Genomic DNA, 14,597 nt, shown 5'->3' on the forward strand with positions numbered 1-14,597 from the left:
GTGCCAGAAATTTTCCCGCACAGTGCTGACGCAAAGTTTAGTAATCAATAGAGGATAGTTTACAAATGTATAAGTTTTCCATTTAAGTCTTATTTCAAGTTTATTGCATGAAAAGAGAGTGTAAATAAATAAAATCACATTACGTAAATTAATCAGTAATAGGATATGGCAGAAGAACCTATATATACATTAACCAAAAAAGATGTCTCTGCTGCCAATCAAGCGTCAAGTAAACCAACAAAAGCAACTTCGACGGCATTAACACGTCAGCTAAAGCTGATGACACGTTTAGGCCACGTGTTTGCTAGCGCTTGGGTAGTAGGGGCATCACTACTGAGTGCTTCTAGTTTGGGTTGGATGCAATTGATGGAAAATCAAGCGCATTCTATTTTTTTTCTCGTGCGAGGACCGATGGTTCCTCCAGAAGATATAGTGATTTTGGCAATTGACGAGCAATCGATATCAATGCCGCAGCAGTATTACAAAACAGATCCGCAAACCTATGCTTATTTAGAACCATTAAAAGCTTTTCCTTTTCAACGTACAGCATATGCCCAAGCCATCGAAAAGTTAGTGCAAGCAGGGGCGCGTCACGTAGCGGTAGATTTAGTTTTTGATCAGCCCAGTAGTTACGGTGAACAAGACGATCGCAATTTACAGGCAGTATTGCAACGTTATGGGGACAAAGTTACCTTAGCTGCGCTCTACGAAAATAATGAGACGCACCAAGGCATCTTTTGGCAACTAACGCAACCTCAGCAGTTGTTTCGAACAGGTTCAGTATCGATTGGCTCTGTAAATTTTCCTATAGAGATAGATGACAAAATTCATCGCTTAGCTCATGAATTTCCCAAATTATTAGCAGAAAAAGAAGGATTTATTCCTACAGACAAAATACCTTCCTTTGATGAAGCAGCTTTAAGAGCATCCCAAGTTGATTATCCTCAACCAAAAGGCGATCGCATATATTTTTACGGCAGTGCGGGTACATTTGAAGCATATCCTTTTTGGCACGTACTTGACCCAGAAAACTGGAACACCTATTTACAACAGGGAAAGATTTTCAAAGACAAAATTGTAGTAATTGGCGTAACATCACAGTTGGCAAAAGACTATTATCCAGTACCTGCTGCTTCTAGCTGGCTGTACCCAGAGCAAATGTCAGGAGTAGAAATTCATGCCAATGCGATCGCTACTTTGATGGAAGGAAAAAGCATTGCCCCAGCAATTAACACTTCACCTTTACGGGCTTTGTTTGTATTCGGTTTAGTCGGTGGATGTGCAGTCATCATTGCTAAAAGCAAGCAAGGAATCAGAAGATTGTTATATAGCCTTGTTCTTGCGATCGGTTGGGGAGGAATTAGCTATGGATTATTCATTTACGGTCAGTTAATTTTTCCCGCTGCTGTTCCAGTTGTGGCAATTACAGCGATTGGAATGTGCTATTTGGGAACGGAAGCAGCCAGGGAAATTTTCCGAAAACAGCAATTACTGACTATTTTCAAAAAATATAAAACTTCCCCTGTTGTTCAGGAAATTATTAGTCAACAACAAGATCTTCAAGACCTACTCCAACAACTAGACATAGCATTATCGGGGAAAATGTTGGGCGGACGTTATAAAATTGTCAAAGTTCTTGGTGCTGGAGGATTCAGCGAAACTTACATTGCTGAAGATACCCAACGTCCGGGCAATCCCCTATGTGTTGTCAAGCAGCTAAAACCAGCTAATAATAAATCAGAGCAATTGGCTGTTGCTAAACGTTTATTCTATTCAGAAGCCCAAACACTAGAAAAGTTAGGAAATCATGACCAAATACCTCAACTATTGGCTTACTTTGAACAAGAGGAAGAATTTTACTTAGTTCAAGAGTATATAGTTGGTCATGCTCTCAGTCAGGAAATGCCACCAGGCAAATCTCTGTCAGAAATCGCAACAATCAAAATTTTGCGAGATTTATTGCAAACATTGGCATTTGTACATCAAAACGGCATGATTCATCGGGATATTAAACCCAGCAATATCATCCGACGAAAATCAGACGGTAAATTGGTACTAATTGACTTTGGGGCTGTAAAAGAAGCAGCTACACAAATTTTCAATAGTCCAGAACAAACCGCCTTTACCATTGGCATTGGTACTAAAGGTTATGCACCAAGCGAGCAATGTTTTGGACGTCCACAATACAGTAGTGATATCTATGCAGTTGGCATGATTGCGATTAAAGCTTTAACTGGCATCCCTCCTCATGAGTTGGAAAGAGATGCTAGTGCCGAAGTGAAATGGCTCGACAAAGCCAATGTTAGTCGTAGCTTAGCTGGAATTGTCTCTAAAATGGTGCTAGAAGACTTCCAACAGCGCTATCAATCTGCACTAGAAGCACTCGAAGCAATAAACAAGTTAATCATGTCTGAAGACAGATATTCTTTGCTAAAGGACAGCTCGTTAGAAAATACTATTCATTTATCAAAAGAGTCAGACACTTCTACCACACCTTGGACTGAAATATCTCAAGATACTCAAGAACCACCATCTTCCACGTATTTGTTGCCAGATCCTAGAGAAAATCAAAAATAATTTTTATTGTTTGTTGTTTGTTGTTTGTTGTTTGTTGTTTGTTACTAATCATTAATTGATGGTTGTTTGAAATAATCAGCAACAATTTCTTGGTGTATCTATAGAAAGAGCATTACTAATAAAACTGGATGCACCTCCATAGGGGGTAGATGCTCATACACATGGTGTTTCCCCTGGCAGTAAGATTTGGAGGTGAGTACTTCACGTATCCTAATTCTGTAGGAAAGTTTGGTAGGTTTTACTGACTCGAAGCAGGAGTCCCTGGCGTGAGAGTTTAGTTGGCTGGGTTTGCCCCTCCAGTCGAGTCATTAATTGGTGGAGTTTCTGGTTGCGGTGGCTGGTTGGCTGGGTTTGGCTGCACAGTCGAGTTATTAGTTGGTGGAGTTTCTGGTTGCGGTGGCTGGTTGGCTGGGTTGGGACTCCCAGTCGAGTCATTAGTTGGTGGAGTTTCTGGTTGCGGTGGTTGGTTGGCTGGGTTGGGACTCCCAGTTGAGTCATTAGTTGGTGGAGTTTCTGGTTGCGGTGGCTGGTTGGCTGGGTTGGGACTCCCAGTCGAGTCATTAGTTGGTGGAGTTTCTGTTTGGGGCGGCTGGTTGGTTGGGTTGGGACTCCCAGTCGAGTCATTAGTTGGTGGAGTTTCTGTTTGGGGCGGCTGGTTGGCTGGGTTTGAACCAGTGGATGTCTGTTGATTGTTGGAGTTATTATTTTGCTGTTCTGTATCTGATAAAACTTGTCCCGTTTCTTGTAAAGAATTTACAGGAGGAGCATTATTGACTTTAGAGTTAAGCGGGGAGTCTGAGGGATTAGTATTTGGCGAGGGATTAGTATTTGGTGAAGGATTAGTATTTGGTGAAGGATTAGTATTTGGTGAGCGGTCATTACTTAGCTGTGTAAAAGATGGGTTTTCTACTACTTCTTTACCAGTAAGTGGTGGTTGGGAAGCCACAGCTGCGGCAGTTTCAGCTTGAACTTTGGCGATCGCTGGATCTGAAGCGGGTGCACCGCGCCCAGGCAAATCTAGCTCTTGAACCAGATTGCTAGTTTCATAAAAAGTTCTCAGATCAAATTCGTATAAACCCTGAACTTTATCTTTAACTATCACAAGCAATTGCCCTGCTTTCAGTTCCTGGTTTTGAGAAGCATTCTTGTTGGATACTTCAATACCGCTATTTGTCAGTGCTGCGACAATTGTGGTATCTTTTTTTTCGTCATAGCGTACGAATAATGCTGAACCGCGAATTGCCGCCGCTGCATTTGGCGTATTTATACGTGTTCGCCCTTGACCTGGTGGAATAAGCAGCAAGACAGTACCATTAGATAGTCTCAGATTGCGCGATTTCGGTAAAAACCGAAACACTGCTTGTTCTCCAACCCGTGCTAGAGAACCATCGTTGAAGCGCAACTCTGCTAGGGAAGATCGACCAGTAGACAACCCATCCCCAGGAACGATCGCGTCTGACTTGCGTGCCGCACGTTTAGGTTTATTTTGGGGCATGAGTTGCACCCAGTTACGGACGTTTCTAATCACAGCCCTAGTCAGAGGAGTAGCAGCACTTGCCTGCTCTGGCAAAGGCAGCGCTATAATTCCCCAAAAGCCAATTGTCACCAGTGGAAATAATTTACGAAACATTTTTGGAGCCTCGGATAAGTTCACTGATACCAAACCAGTGGAAAACAGGTGTTGATTTTATAAGGTATGAAGATGCTAATTATATTTTTATAGCAAGATTATTTCTGTAATTTTGCTGAATTTGAGTTGCTAATTATAAGTATATATAAACACCTATACCTGTTCTTTGCGGCTTACTTAAGTATATTTTGAGTATACTATAACTCATTAACCCAAAATTTACATAGATGTTAATATTACCACTTTCTTGTGGTGATGAATAAGCATAATTATCATTTACAATGACTAAAATTGCTAGAAATACAGAATCATCCTACTCGGAACTTCTGAAGAAGCTTATGGTCTAAAGTTTAAAAAAATAGATTTGATATGCAACCCAAGAAATGGAAAAATTTTTGGACAAGGATTTTGTTTGCCTCCAGTAGTGTCAGCTGGTATTTCATCAGTATTAATACGGCATGGGCTGCAAAGTTTAACCAGAGGAATTTTATAAACAAATCAGGTGTCACCCTAGTGAGCGATCGCTCTTTTAGAGAGCAAAACTCAGAGGCGGTTAATTCAGAACTACAGCTTTTGTGGCCATTAGAAATAACAGATACCGACAGTATCACAACAATTAAGACAGCTGATGAAAATGCGCTGACTGTAGAATTTAGTGATGCTTCACAAAAAGCGGAGATGGTGAAAGAATCACCAAATTTGCCCACTCAGGCTACGCCAATCTCACCAAATTTCCAATCAGTTTCCGCGCCAAAAAACGATTCTAATGATACTCAACAGTTGACCGATCCACTACAACTAGAACTATCACCAACCAATATTCCCACATTCTCCCCTACACAAAAAGACCAAAATTTAGAAACATCTCAGACAGAAACAGAACAAACAGAACAAAAACCTCAAAAACAACAGCAACAGCTGCAAGAGAACGAACAACCATCTTCAGAGTCAGACACTGATGAGGAACTTGGTAAGCTAAGACTGCGAGAAGTCTCACCACCTCTTGAACAACCGCAGGCTTCACCGATAGAAGAACCTTTAGTTCAATTTAAACCAATAGGCTACCTACTGGCTCGGGTCGGCTACTTCTACAGCAGCAACATTTTTTCTTCAGGATTAGTTCCAGTTGAAGATAGTTTGGTTTACTCCGGTTTAAGTTTAGGGTCTGTAGCTTTACCTTTAGGAGAAAAGACTTTTTTAAGCGGATCTATCGATGGCTCTCTAGTTCGTTACCTAAATCAATCAAAATATAATTACAATCAAGTAAGATTCAACCTCAGTGTATACCAAGAGCTTACACAGCGAATGTACGGTGAAGTTGGTTGGAGTAATCAACTACTGTTCTATGCCAGAGACGGCGATAACTTTGACGCTGGCGATCGCTTTTTAAACGAAAATGCTCTACGCCTATCTTTGGGAAGGCGAGACCCTTTGACACAAAGGTTGATGTTAGATAGCTTTTACGAGTTTCGCGTCAGCCTGACTAACCCACCAGAAGATTGGAATCGGTTAAGTAATTTCTTATGGCTTTCTTTAAACTACTACTTGCAAAAAACTCTCCAGGTTGGTCTTGATTACCAATTTACCTCGTCAAACTTTACCGAGCGCGACAGAGACGATTTGTATAATCGGTTCTTTGGTCACTTAAATTACAAAACATCCAACGACAGTAGCATTAGCGTGCAAGCAGGTGTAACATTGGGTGATTCCAGTGACAGTGATATTGATTTTGATGGCTGGTTCTTTGGTGTAAACTACAACTTGGAATTAGGTAAGTTTTGAAAATTGTTGTTTGTTGGTTGTTGTTTGTTGGTTGTTGTTTGTTGGTTGTTCCAATCAACCACCAACCACCAACTACCAACTACTAACAATAACTAATCCAATCACTCCAGCTACCAGCATAGAGTTTACCTGTATGAATATCAGCCAGTTCTAAAGATAGTAAATTTACACAAGCAGTTACCCCAGAACCACAATAAACTATAATTTCCTTTGCGTTGTCTACCTGCGACCAACGAAGGCGTTGTTCTGATGGCGACAGCAGGTAGCCAGTGGAGTCTGTAGCTTCTTGCCAAGGATAATTCATCGCACCAGGAATGTGACCGGCTATTTTATCAATGGGTTCTCGAATACCGAGGTAGCGATCGCTCTCTCGTGAATCTATCAATGCTACCTCTGGTAAATCTTTCTGATTTATTACTGTTTGGCGATCCACTAGCATCTGTGTTTGGATCTGGGGAATAAAATCACCTGTTCGGAGTTCAGGGATAATATCTGTAACTGGATATCCGGCTTTTTGCCATTCGCTGTAGCCACCATCTAGCACCGCTACTTGTTCATGTCCGAGATAACGCAGTAACCACCATAAACGGGCCGCAAAAGCAAAGCGGGAATCATCGTAAGCTACTACCAAAGTTTGTTGATAAACTACCCCAATAGCTGATAACTTGCGAGCTAATTCTTCAGGGTTGGGTAGAGGATGTCTCCCTCCGTGTTCTCCCACAGGACTGGAAAGATCCTGGTTCAAATCTAAATAGTAAGCCCCTTTGATATGACTGGTTTGGTACTGCTGTTTTCCCAATTGTGGATCGGCAAGAGAAAAGCGACAATCCACTATCACAACTTGTGGATCTTCAAGGTGTTCCAACAGCCATTCACGAGAAATAAGAATCATAGTCATTGGTCATTGGTCATTTTTTAGTGGTTAGTAGTTAGTAGTTAGTGGTTGTTGGTTGTTGGTTGGTGGTTGGTGGTTAGTAGTTAATACCCCTACTCCCCCCATCTCCTCATCTCCCCCTCTCCCACTCTCCCACTCCTCCACTCCTCCACTCCTCCACTCCCCCATTCCCCATTCTCCTTAAAATAGAATGTCAGAGTTAGATAATTTTACACCTGAGCTTACAGCAGATGGATCTTTCACCTTCTTTTCCCAAGAGTTTGGCGAGTCTTTTCACAGCCATTATGGGGCTAGGCAGGAGAGTTTTCTTAAATTTGTCGAGCCTACTCAACTAGCTTTAAAAGCTAATCAACCCAAATTGCGAATATTGGATATTTGTTATGGGCTAGGATACAACACAGCAGCCGCTTTAGAGACAATTTGGTCTGTTAATCCTGATTGTGATGTAGAAGTAATCGGTTTAGAACTGAATGCAAGTGTGCCACAAGCTGCGATCGCCCATCATTTATTTGATACCTGGAAATACAAGTATACGACCATACTGACCCAGTTAGCTTACGAACAGCAAGTGCAAACAAATCACCTGCGATCTGAGCTATTAATTGGCGATGCAAGAACTACGATTAGACAAGTCTATCACTCGGGTTTCCGAGCGGATGCAATTTTTCTCGATCCCTTTTCACCACCTCAATGTCCCCATTTATGGACTATTGAATTTATTCAACAACTTGCTTTGTGTTTACATAAAGATGGTCTACTAGCTACATATTCTTGTGCAGCAGCTGTACGCACCGCACTTTTAACAGCTGGCTTAGAAATAGGTTCTACCCCACCAGTAGGAAGGCGAACACCTGGTACTGTTGCAGCCCATCCAAGAGGGGTGGGGGATAGGGAGATGGGGAGAAGGGGAGAAGTATTTCAACAATTCCCCCCCTCTCCCACTCTTCTACTTTCCCCCTCCTCTTATCCCCTCTCTCAGTCAGAACAAGAACATTTACTGACTCGCGCTGCTATTCCCTATCGCGATCCAGAATTAAAAGACCTCCCGGATTTCATTCTCAGGCGGCGACAACAAGAACAGCAAGCTTCTTCCCTTGAACCTACTTCTCGTTGGCGAAAACGCTGGTATTGAAGGGGAATGGGGACTAAGGGCATAAAAATTATGAATTATGAATTATGAATTATGAATTATGAAATTTTTAGCATTCAGTATTCATAATTCATAATTTTCATCTATTCCCAATGCCTAGCCCTTTCAAGGTGTAATGTATTTTTCTTGGTGTCCCTACCCTACGGGAAGCCGCCCTTGCGGGCGTCTACGCTGCGCTCGAGGGCAAGCTTAGTGTCTTTGTGGTGAAAAAATTGACTTTTGAACCACCAAGGCACTAAGACACAAAGGTGAAAAGCCCAAAATTCGGGAAATTTTTTGAGGATTTTTACCCACCTTGAAAGGGCTATTCCCAATGCCCAATCCCCAGTCCCTTTTACGTGTAATATTTTTAACTGAATTTTTTGTTGATTTTTTCGATGGTGGGCAAGGAGTTTTTGTGATGAGAATCACTGACAACCTAAGTAACTTGTCACTGCCAGACTAAACTGAGCGTAGTTTCATTATTCCCATGAGTAGGACAACTAGACCACAAACTGCTTGGATAAACATCAAAACTGTGATTTTAATGCCCTATTTTGAAATAAATTTAATGATTGCAACCGTTTCCGCTGCTGCTATGTTAATAAATCTCCGTAAAAAACCTGATTTAACATTTGCAGGAATTTATCATACTGGAATTGCAGGCAAGAATTTTTGGCAGCAATACTCCTTATATTCTAAGAACACATAAAAAATCTACACTGCTGATGGTAACAAGCAAGTCACCTTGAAGGTGAATCAAGCTTAGAAAAATGCAGACTGAAATACAGTCAAGTACTAAACTGGTTTTTAAAAGCTGACTTTGTTAACTGATTTAAGAAATTGGAGTGCCTTTGTGATTCAATGGACATCCAAGTATACAGGCTCTACCGAAGAAATTGTGAGTGGATCAAACGCCCTAAATAATGTTAATAATATAGATTCAAATTATGCTGTAGCATTGCCAAAAGCAGAAGATTATTCCTTGAACTTATCTCAAAAAGACCTGAACATTGAACAGACAGAAGCTTTGCCTGCTTTGAGCAAGCCTTATGTTAATTTTGGTTACAATGCCCTGGAATCTAGAACACAACCAGGTGAAGGGTCTAAAGTGAATGGTTTTGATTCAGATGCGCCGAAAGTTTTAGTTGTTGATGACCATGCTGCTAGTCGTGTGACTGCTGTCGCCCTTTTAGCGATGGAAGGCTACGAAGTCATTGAAGCAGATAGTGGTTCTACTGCCGTTGAATTAGTCACCCAAAAACAACCGGATCTGATTTTACTAGATGTGATGATGCCGGGTATGGATGGGTTTGAAGTCTGCCAATTACTCAAGCAAGATGAACATACCCGGCTAATACCAATAATTTTTGTGACGGCGTTAAATGATCGGCGATCGCGTATCCGAGGAATAGAAGTTGGGGCAGACGATTTTTTGAGCAAGCCTTTTGATCGTGTAGAATTAGCAGCTCGTGTCAAGTCGTTAGTAAGGCAAAAGCGTCTGAATGAAGACTTAGACCACGCAGAACAAGTGCTATTTTCCATAGCTAGGGCAATTGAAAGTCGCGATCCAAACACAGGCGATCATTGCGAACGGCTAGTAAAACTGGGAAAGGCTTTTGGGGAATATCTCAATCTTTCACGCAACCAAATTCGGGATTTAATGTGGGGTGGTTATCTTCATGATATTGGCAAGGTGGGAATTCCCGACGCCGTGCTGCTCAAGCAAGGAAAACTCACGCCCGAAGAGTGGGAGATTATGAGGCAACACGTTTTGATTGGTGAAAGAATCTGTCAACCATTACGTAGTATGTGGGGTGTAATTCCTATTATCCGACACCATCACGAGCGCTGGGATGGTTCGGGCTACCCTGATGGACTCAAAGGAGAGGATATCCCCTATCTAGCACAAGTGTTTCAAATAATTGATATTTATGATGCCCTGACTAGCGAACGACCTTACAAACGGGCTTTTCTTCCAGAAGAAGCACTCATGGTGATGGAGGAAGAAACAGCTAAGGGTTGGCGCAGTCCTCAACTGATGCAGCAGTTTGCTGAATTTATTCGCACTTGTAAACAACAGTAGTTGTTTGTTGTTTGTTGATTGTTGTTTGGAACAAGCAACCACCAACCACCAACCACTAACCACTAACCACCAACTACCAACTTAGTAAAGTGGTATTATTTGAGCCTAGATCTCAAAGTACTAAGCTTATTCATCACAATTTACTTAGCCAATAGCTAATTATGGTAGTTGTAGCAATTTTAGCGGCAGGACGTGGGACACGCATGAAATCCAACCTTCCTAAAGTCTTACATTCTTTGGGTGGGCGATCGCTAGTCGAAAGAGTGATCGAAAGTGTTCAACCGCTTTCGCCCTCACGTCAAATGGTAATTGTAGGGTATCAGGCTGAGGAAGTGAAAACAGCTATGCTATCACTTCCAGACTTAGAGTTTGTTGAACAGAGTGTACAACTCGGAACAGGACATGCTATCCAGCAATTACTTCCTTACTTGGAGGGATACAGCGGTGATTTGTTGATATTAAATGGCGATTTGCCATTAATACGTACCGAAACCCTCAAAAATATTCTGCAAACACATCAAAAAAACCAAAACGCCGCCACAATTCTCACCGCGCACCTGTCAAATCCCAAAGGTTATGGGCGCGTTTTTTGTAACGAAGAAAATATTGTGCAGCAAATTGTCGAAGAAAAAGATTGCACTCCTACCCAAAGACAAAATTGCCGTATCAATGCCGGAGTGTACTGCTTTCGCTGGCAGGATTTAGCAAAAATTCTGCCGAATTTGCAAGCGAATAATGCCCAGAAAGAATATTATCTCACCGATGCTGTTACTCAAGTCACACCCGTGATGGCAGTCGATGTAGAGGACAGCCAAGAAATTATGGGCATAAACGATCGCCTGCAACTAGCTTCTGCCTACGAGATTTTACAAAAGCGTATCAAGGAAAAATGGATGGCAGCGGGTGTCACTCTCATCGACCCTGCTAGCATTACGATTGATGACACCGTAGAATTACAGCCAGATGTGATTATTGAACCGCAAACTCATCTACGGGGAAATACTTTAATCGGGACTGGCTGTCGCATCGGGCCTGGAAGTTTAATAGAAAATAGCCAGATTGATGAAAATGTTACTATAATGTATTCCGTAGTGACGGATAGCATCGTACAGGCTGGTAGCAGAATTGGGCCCTATGCCCATTTACGAGGACATGTGGAAGTTGGTAGCAAATGTCGGGTAGGAAATTTTGTGGAATTAAAAAATACCAAGTTGGGTGAACGCACTAATGTTGCCCACTTGTCCTATTTGGGCGATACCACAACTGGAAATCAGGTCAATATCGGTGCAGGAACTATTACCGCTAACTACGACGGGGTAAAAAAACATCCCACCAAAATTGGCGATCGCACTGGCACTGGTTCCAATAGCGTTTTAGTAGCACCAATAACCTTGGGAAATGATGTCTATATAGCAGCTGGCTCTACAATTACAGAAGATGTCCCGGATGATTGTTTGGCGATCGCCCGTGAGCGTCAAGTAGTAAAACCAGGATGGCAGAAAAAATCTTCAAATGAATAAAGAATAAATAGTCTCCTATGTAGACAAGTTTAAGAGGAAAGCATCTCAATTGTGTAAAATTTAGTACGAAATTATCCGGTTATTTTGATGTGATTTTGTAAGTAGTACACAAGCATAATGAGATGCTCCCAACCTATCCTTGTCCAGGAGAATTTAGCCTCATGAAGATAGCTTATGTAACTACCTACGATGCTACAGATATTACGCAGTGGTCAGGCTTAGGTTATTACATACCTCAATCTTTGAAAAGTCAATCTTTATCAGTTGAGTATATCGGTTCTTTGAGGCAGAGATATTCACGACTGCTAAAGGTTAAAAGACGCTTTTACCAGAGTTTTTTTCGCAAAACATATTTGATGGATAGAGAACTTATCGTTCTCAAAGACTACGCGCGTCAAGTTAGCAAAAGATTATCTGGTATTGATACAGATATAGTATTTAGTCCCGGAACAATTCCTATTGCTTATCTTGAATGTAATCAACCTATATTTTTTTGGACAGATGTTACATTTGCAGGAATTATAGATTTTTATCCCAAGTTCAGCAATTTATGCCAAGAAACTATTAAACATGGCAATGCAATGGAACAATCTGCTCTGGAAAGATGTAAATTAGCTATTTATTCTTCTGATTGGGCTGCTAAAACTGCTATAGAAAATTATCCAGTTAACCCAGCAAAAGTAAAAGTTGTTCCCTTTGGGGCAAATATTGAATGTGACAGAAACATTGATGATATAAAGGCAATAGTAGAGTCAAGACCCATAAATAAGTGCAAATTGCTCTTTTTAGGTGTTGACTGGTTTAGAAAAGGTGGAGATATAGCTCTTGAGGTTACAAAACAGTTAAATACATTAGGAATAAATGCTGAGTTAACAGTAGTTGGATGTCAACCTGTAATAGATGGTGAACTTCCTAACTATGTCAAAGTTTTAGGTTTAATTAGTAAGTCTACCGATGAAGGAGCAGAGCGAATTAATAGACTTATATCCGAATCTCACTTTTTAATCTTACCTTCTAGGGCAGAATGTTATGGAATTGTTTTTTGCGAGGCTAACTCTTTTGGGGTTCCTTGCATCTCTACGAATGTAGGTGGAATACCAACAATTATTAAGGATGGTTTGAACGGAAAGTTGTTTGCAGTAGATTCTAATATCGCAGATTATTGTAAATATATATGTGATATCTGGTCTAAATATTCTGAGTATAAAAAATTAGCTATTTCTGCATTTAATGAGTATGAGTTCCGCCTCAATTGGTCGGTAGCTGGGAAAACCGTAAAAAAGCTAATCATGGAATCGATGTAGACTTGTATAAAAACAAGGCAAAAGGAAACAAATAATCTTACCTTTTGCCTTTGCCTTTTTAATTATCAATGCAACCTACTTCTGTACCTACGGGAAGTTCTAACGTATCACCAATCTTTTCGCCATCGTGAAAAGCTGCAAGTAAAACTTGGCTGGTTTTTCCCCAGGCGATCGCTCCACTTGCATCTAGAGCGATCGCTCCAAAATCCCGTTTGTTCTGGTGTGCTTCTGCAAAGGAACGCTTCATTGCATCCTTGAGGGGCATGCCATCTGTGACGCGCACCACAATTTTTGCTGCTAAGCACTCATCAATAATGTCCTCTCCAATACCAGTACAGCTAACCGCAGCATGTATAGTAGCATAATTACCAGCAGGCATCGCAGAATCACTGACACGTCCAATCCGCTCAAATCCCTTGCCGCCTGTGGAAGTACCAGCTACTAACCGACCTTGAGTATCTAAAGCTACTACGCCAATAGTACCGCGTCGGGCATTGCTAGTTTCCACTAGTTCTGGTTCTGCTAGTTCTGGTTCTGCAACCACGCTGGCCATTGTATGTTTAAAATTCTGCTGGCGCTCTTGAATCCACTCTTGTAAGCGCAAGTCTGTTAAAGCGTTATAGCTGGGAATTTGCAACTCCCTTGCTAATTCTGCCGCTCCGTAATCAGAAAGTACTCGGTCGGGAGAAGTTTGTAATGCCTTTGCCAAGTCGATGGGATTTTTAACCCGCGAAACATTAATTACACCACTAAAGCTTTGGGTTGTACCATCCATCAATGAGGCACTCATGCGGATTTGACCGTCTGATTGCAGTACTGAACCAGTACCTGCATTAAAGCGGGGGTCATCTTCTAACATTTGACATGCGCGCACTACTGCTTCCTTAGCACTTGCTCTAGAAAGTAAAAGAGAATACACTTCTTCTATAACTTTATAAAGCGAGCGGCGTACCACCTCTACTCCGCCTTTTCCGTGTAAAGAACTACCAGCCCCTCCATGAATAATTAATTTAGGTAGCACTTGTAACTTCATCTCCTCTTGATTTGTGTAATTTGAGTCAAATAGTTTTATGATTCATCGGTTTCATTTTTAGTCGCAGCACGGCGACGACGGCAACGTTCCGAACAGTATTTCACCTCTTCCCAGCAATCTGCCCATTTTTTGCGCCAAGTAAAAGGGCGCTGACATACCGGACAAATTTTGCTAGGTAGGTCAGATTTAGAACGGGCACGTCCCATATTTTTACTGTGCAGATTTGAAATTGATTTCACTTACGATTGGAAATCAATTATAACCAGTTTGTTACAAAAGTAGATGACTTTTATCAAACAATACTGGAGTTACTCCCTGATAATTAATTAAAAATTCACTCTGCAAAGTTTAAATTTCGGTAAATCAATAGTGGCAAATATTTTGGCTTTTTCTGTATCGAAAATAACTGAAAAAAAACTTATACTTGTAGATGGGTTTTAATGCAGTATATAAAAATACAGGCAAATGCTTAGATAGTTATAAATGAAAGCAAAAGCCGAGCTAGAAAAGATTTTCTGTTTTTGTCAGATATAGCAGGGAACAGGGAACTCTTAACGGGGAACAGGCTTGAAAGTCCTTTGGTGTCAGGGTTTTACGATCAGATTATGTTCTAACCTACCTGACAACAGCTATAACAAGAG

The 14,597-nt window shown here is 41.2% G+C and carries 12 protein-coding genes; 7 read left to right on the top strand and 5 right to left on the bottom strand.

What is annotated here, in order from left to right:
- The first annotated feature begins 165 nt into the window (after nucleotides 1–165).
- Nucleotides 166–2,577: a CHASE2 domain-containing serine/threonine-protein kinase gene (locus tag FIS9605_RS0103975; RefSeq protein ID WP_026731427.1), complete on the top strand. Its 2,412-nt coding sequence runs from the start codon at nucleotides 166–168 to the stop codon at nucleotides 2,575–2,577.
- Nucleotides 2,578–2,851: 274 nt separating this feature from the next.
- On the opposite strand, the gene FIS9605_RS36190 is transcribed toward FIS9605_RS0103975, so the two are convergent.
- A complete protein-coding gene (locus tag FIS9605_RS36190; protein ID WP_063748446.1) occupies nucleotides 2,852–4,207 on the bottom strand; it encodes a FecR family protein in 1,356 nt (451 codons plus the stop codon).
- Between the two features lie 369 nt (nucleotides 4,208–4,576).
- Here FIS9605_RS36190 and FIS9605_RS0103985 point away from each other — a divergent pair, with 369 nt between their 5' ends.
- Complete coding sequence (locus FIS9605_RS0103985; protein ID WP_026731428.1) at nucleotides 4,577–5,989, top strand: hypothetical protein; 1,413 nt, start codon at nucleotides 4,577–4,579, stop codon at nucleotides 5,987–5,989.
- A gap of 82 nt (nucleotides 5,990–6,071) precedes the next feature.
- Here the strand turns inward: FIS9605_RS0103985 and FIS9605_RS0103990 are convergent, their stop codons facing one another.
- Both FIS9605_RS0103990 and FIS9605_RS42365 read right to left on the bottom strand, forming a co-directional pair.
- Complete coding sequence (locus FIS9605_RS0103990; protein WP_026731429.1) at nucleotides 6,072–6,887, bottom strand: sulfurtransferase; 816 nt, start codon at nucleotides 6,885–6,887, stop codon at nucleotides 6,072–6,074.
- Between the two features lie 24 nt (nucleotides 6,888–6,911).
- Nucleotides 6,912–7,052, bottom strand: coding sequence for a hypothetical protein (locus tag FIS9605_RS42365; RefSeq protein ID WP_155960352.1), 141 nt, complete (start codon nucleotides 7,050–7,052; stop codon nucleotides 6,912–6,914).
- Nucleotides 7,053–7,074: 22 nt separating this feature from the next.
- Here FIS9605_RS42365 and FIS9605_RS0104000 point away from each other — a divergent pair, with 22 nt between their 5' ends.
- The 5 genes from FIS9605_RS0104000 to FIS9605_RS0104020 all read left to right on the top strand — a co-directional run bounded on the left by FIS9605_RS0104000 (nucleotide 7,075) and on the right by FIS9605_RS0104020 (nucleotide 12,923).
- Nucleotides 7,075–8,016, top strand: coding sequence for a tRNA (5-methylaminomethyl-2-thiouridine)(34)-methyltransferase MnmD (locus FIS9605_RS0104000; RefSeq protein WP_026731430.1), 942 nt, complete (start codon nucleotides 7,075–7,077; stop codon nucleotides 8,014–8,016).
- Between the two features lie 487 nt (nucleotides 8,017–8,503).
- Nucleotides 8,504–8,725, top strand: a complete 222-nt coding sequence (locus FIS9605_RS43865; RefSeq protein ID WP_035139389.1) for a hypothetical protein — start codon at nucleotides 8,504–8,506, stop codon at nucleotides 8,723–8,725.
- A gap of 144 nt (nucleotides 8,726–8,869) precedes the next feature.
- The gene (locus tag FIS9605_RS0104010; RefSeq protein ID WP_026731431.1) at nucleotides 8,870–10,099 is read left to right on the top strand and encodes a response regulator; all 1,230 of its coding nucleotides are present in this window, start codon (nucleotides 8,870–8,872) and stop codon (nucleotides 10,097–10,099) included.
- Between the two features lie 161 nt (nucleotides 10,100–10,260).
- Complete coding sequence (gene glmU / locus FIS9605_RS0104015) at nucleotides 10,261–11,619, top strand: bifunctional UDP-N-acetylglucosamine diphosphorylase/glucosamine-1-phosphate N-acetyltransferase GlmU (protein ID WP_026731432.1); 1,359 nt, start codon at nucleotides 10,261–10,263, stop codon at nucleotides 11,617–11,619.
- A 161-nt stretch (nucleotides 11,620–11,780) separates the two neighbouring features.
- Complete coding sequence (locus FIS9605_RS0104020) at nucleotides 11,781–12,923, top strand: glycosyltransferase family 4 protein (protein ID WP_026731433.1); 1,143 nt, start codon at nucleotides 11,781–11,783, stop codon at nucleotides 12,921–12,923.
- 58 nt (nucleotides 12,924–12,981) lie between these two features.
- Here the strand turns inward: FIS9605_RS0104020 and FIS9605_RS0104025 are convergent, their stop codons facing one another.
- Both FIS9605_RS0104025 and FIS9605_RS40580 read right to left on the bottom strand, forming a co-directional pair.
- The gene (locus FIS9605_RS0104025) at nucleotides 12,982–13,956 is read right to left on the bottom strand and encodes an isoaspartyl peptidase/L-asparaginase (protein WP_026731434.1); all 975 of its coding nucleotides are present in this window, start codon (nucleotides 13,954–13,956) and stop codon (nucleotides 12,982–12,984) included.
- A 35-nt stretch (nucleotides 13,957–13,991) separates the two neighbouring features.
- Nucleotides 13,992–14,162: a DUF2256 domain-containing protein gene (locus FIS9605_RS40580; RefSeq protein ID WP_072032360.1), complete on the bottom strand. Its 171-nt coding sequence runs from the start codon at nucleotides 14,160–14,162 to the stop codon at nucleotides 13,992–13,994.
- Nucleotides 14,163–14,597 lie beyond the last annotated feature (435 nt).

The sequence above is a fragment of the Fischerella sp. PCC 9605 genome, assembly GCF_000517105.1.
GTDB lineage: Bacteria > Cyanobacteriota > Cyanobacteriia > Cyanobacteriales > Nostocaceae > PCC9605.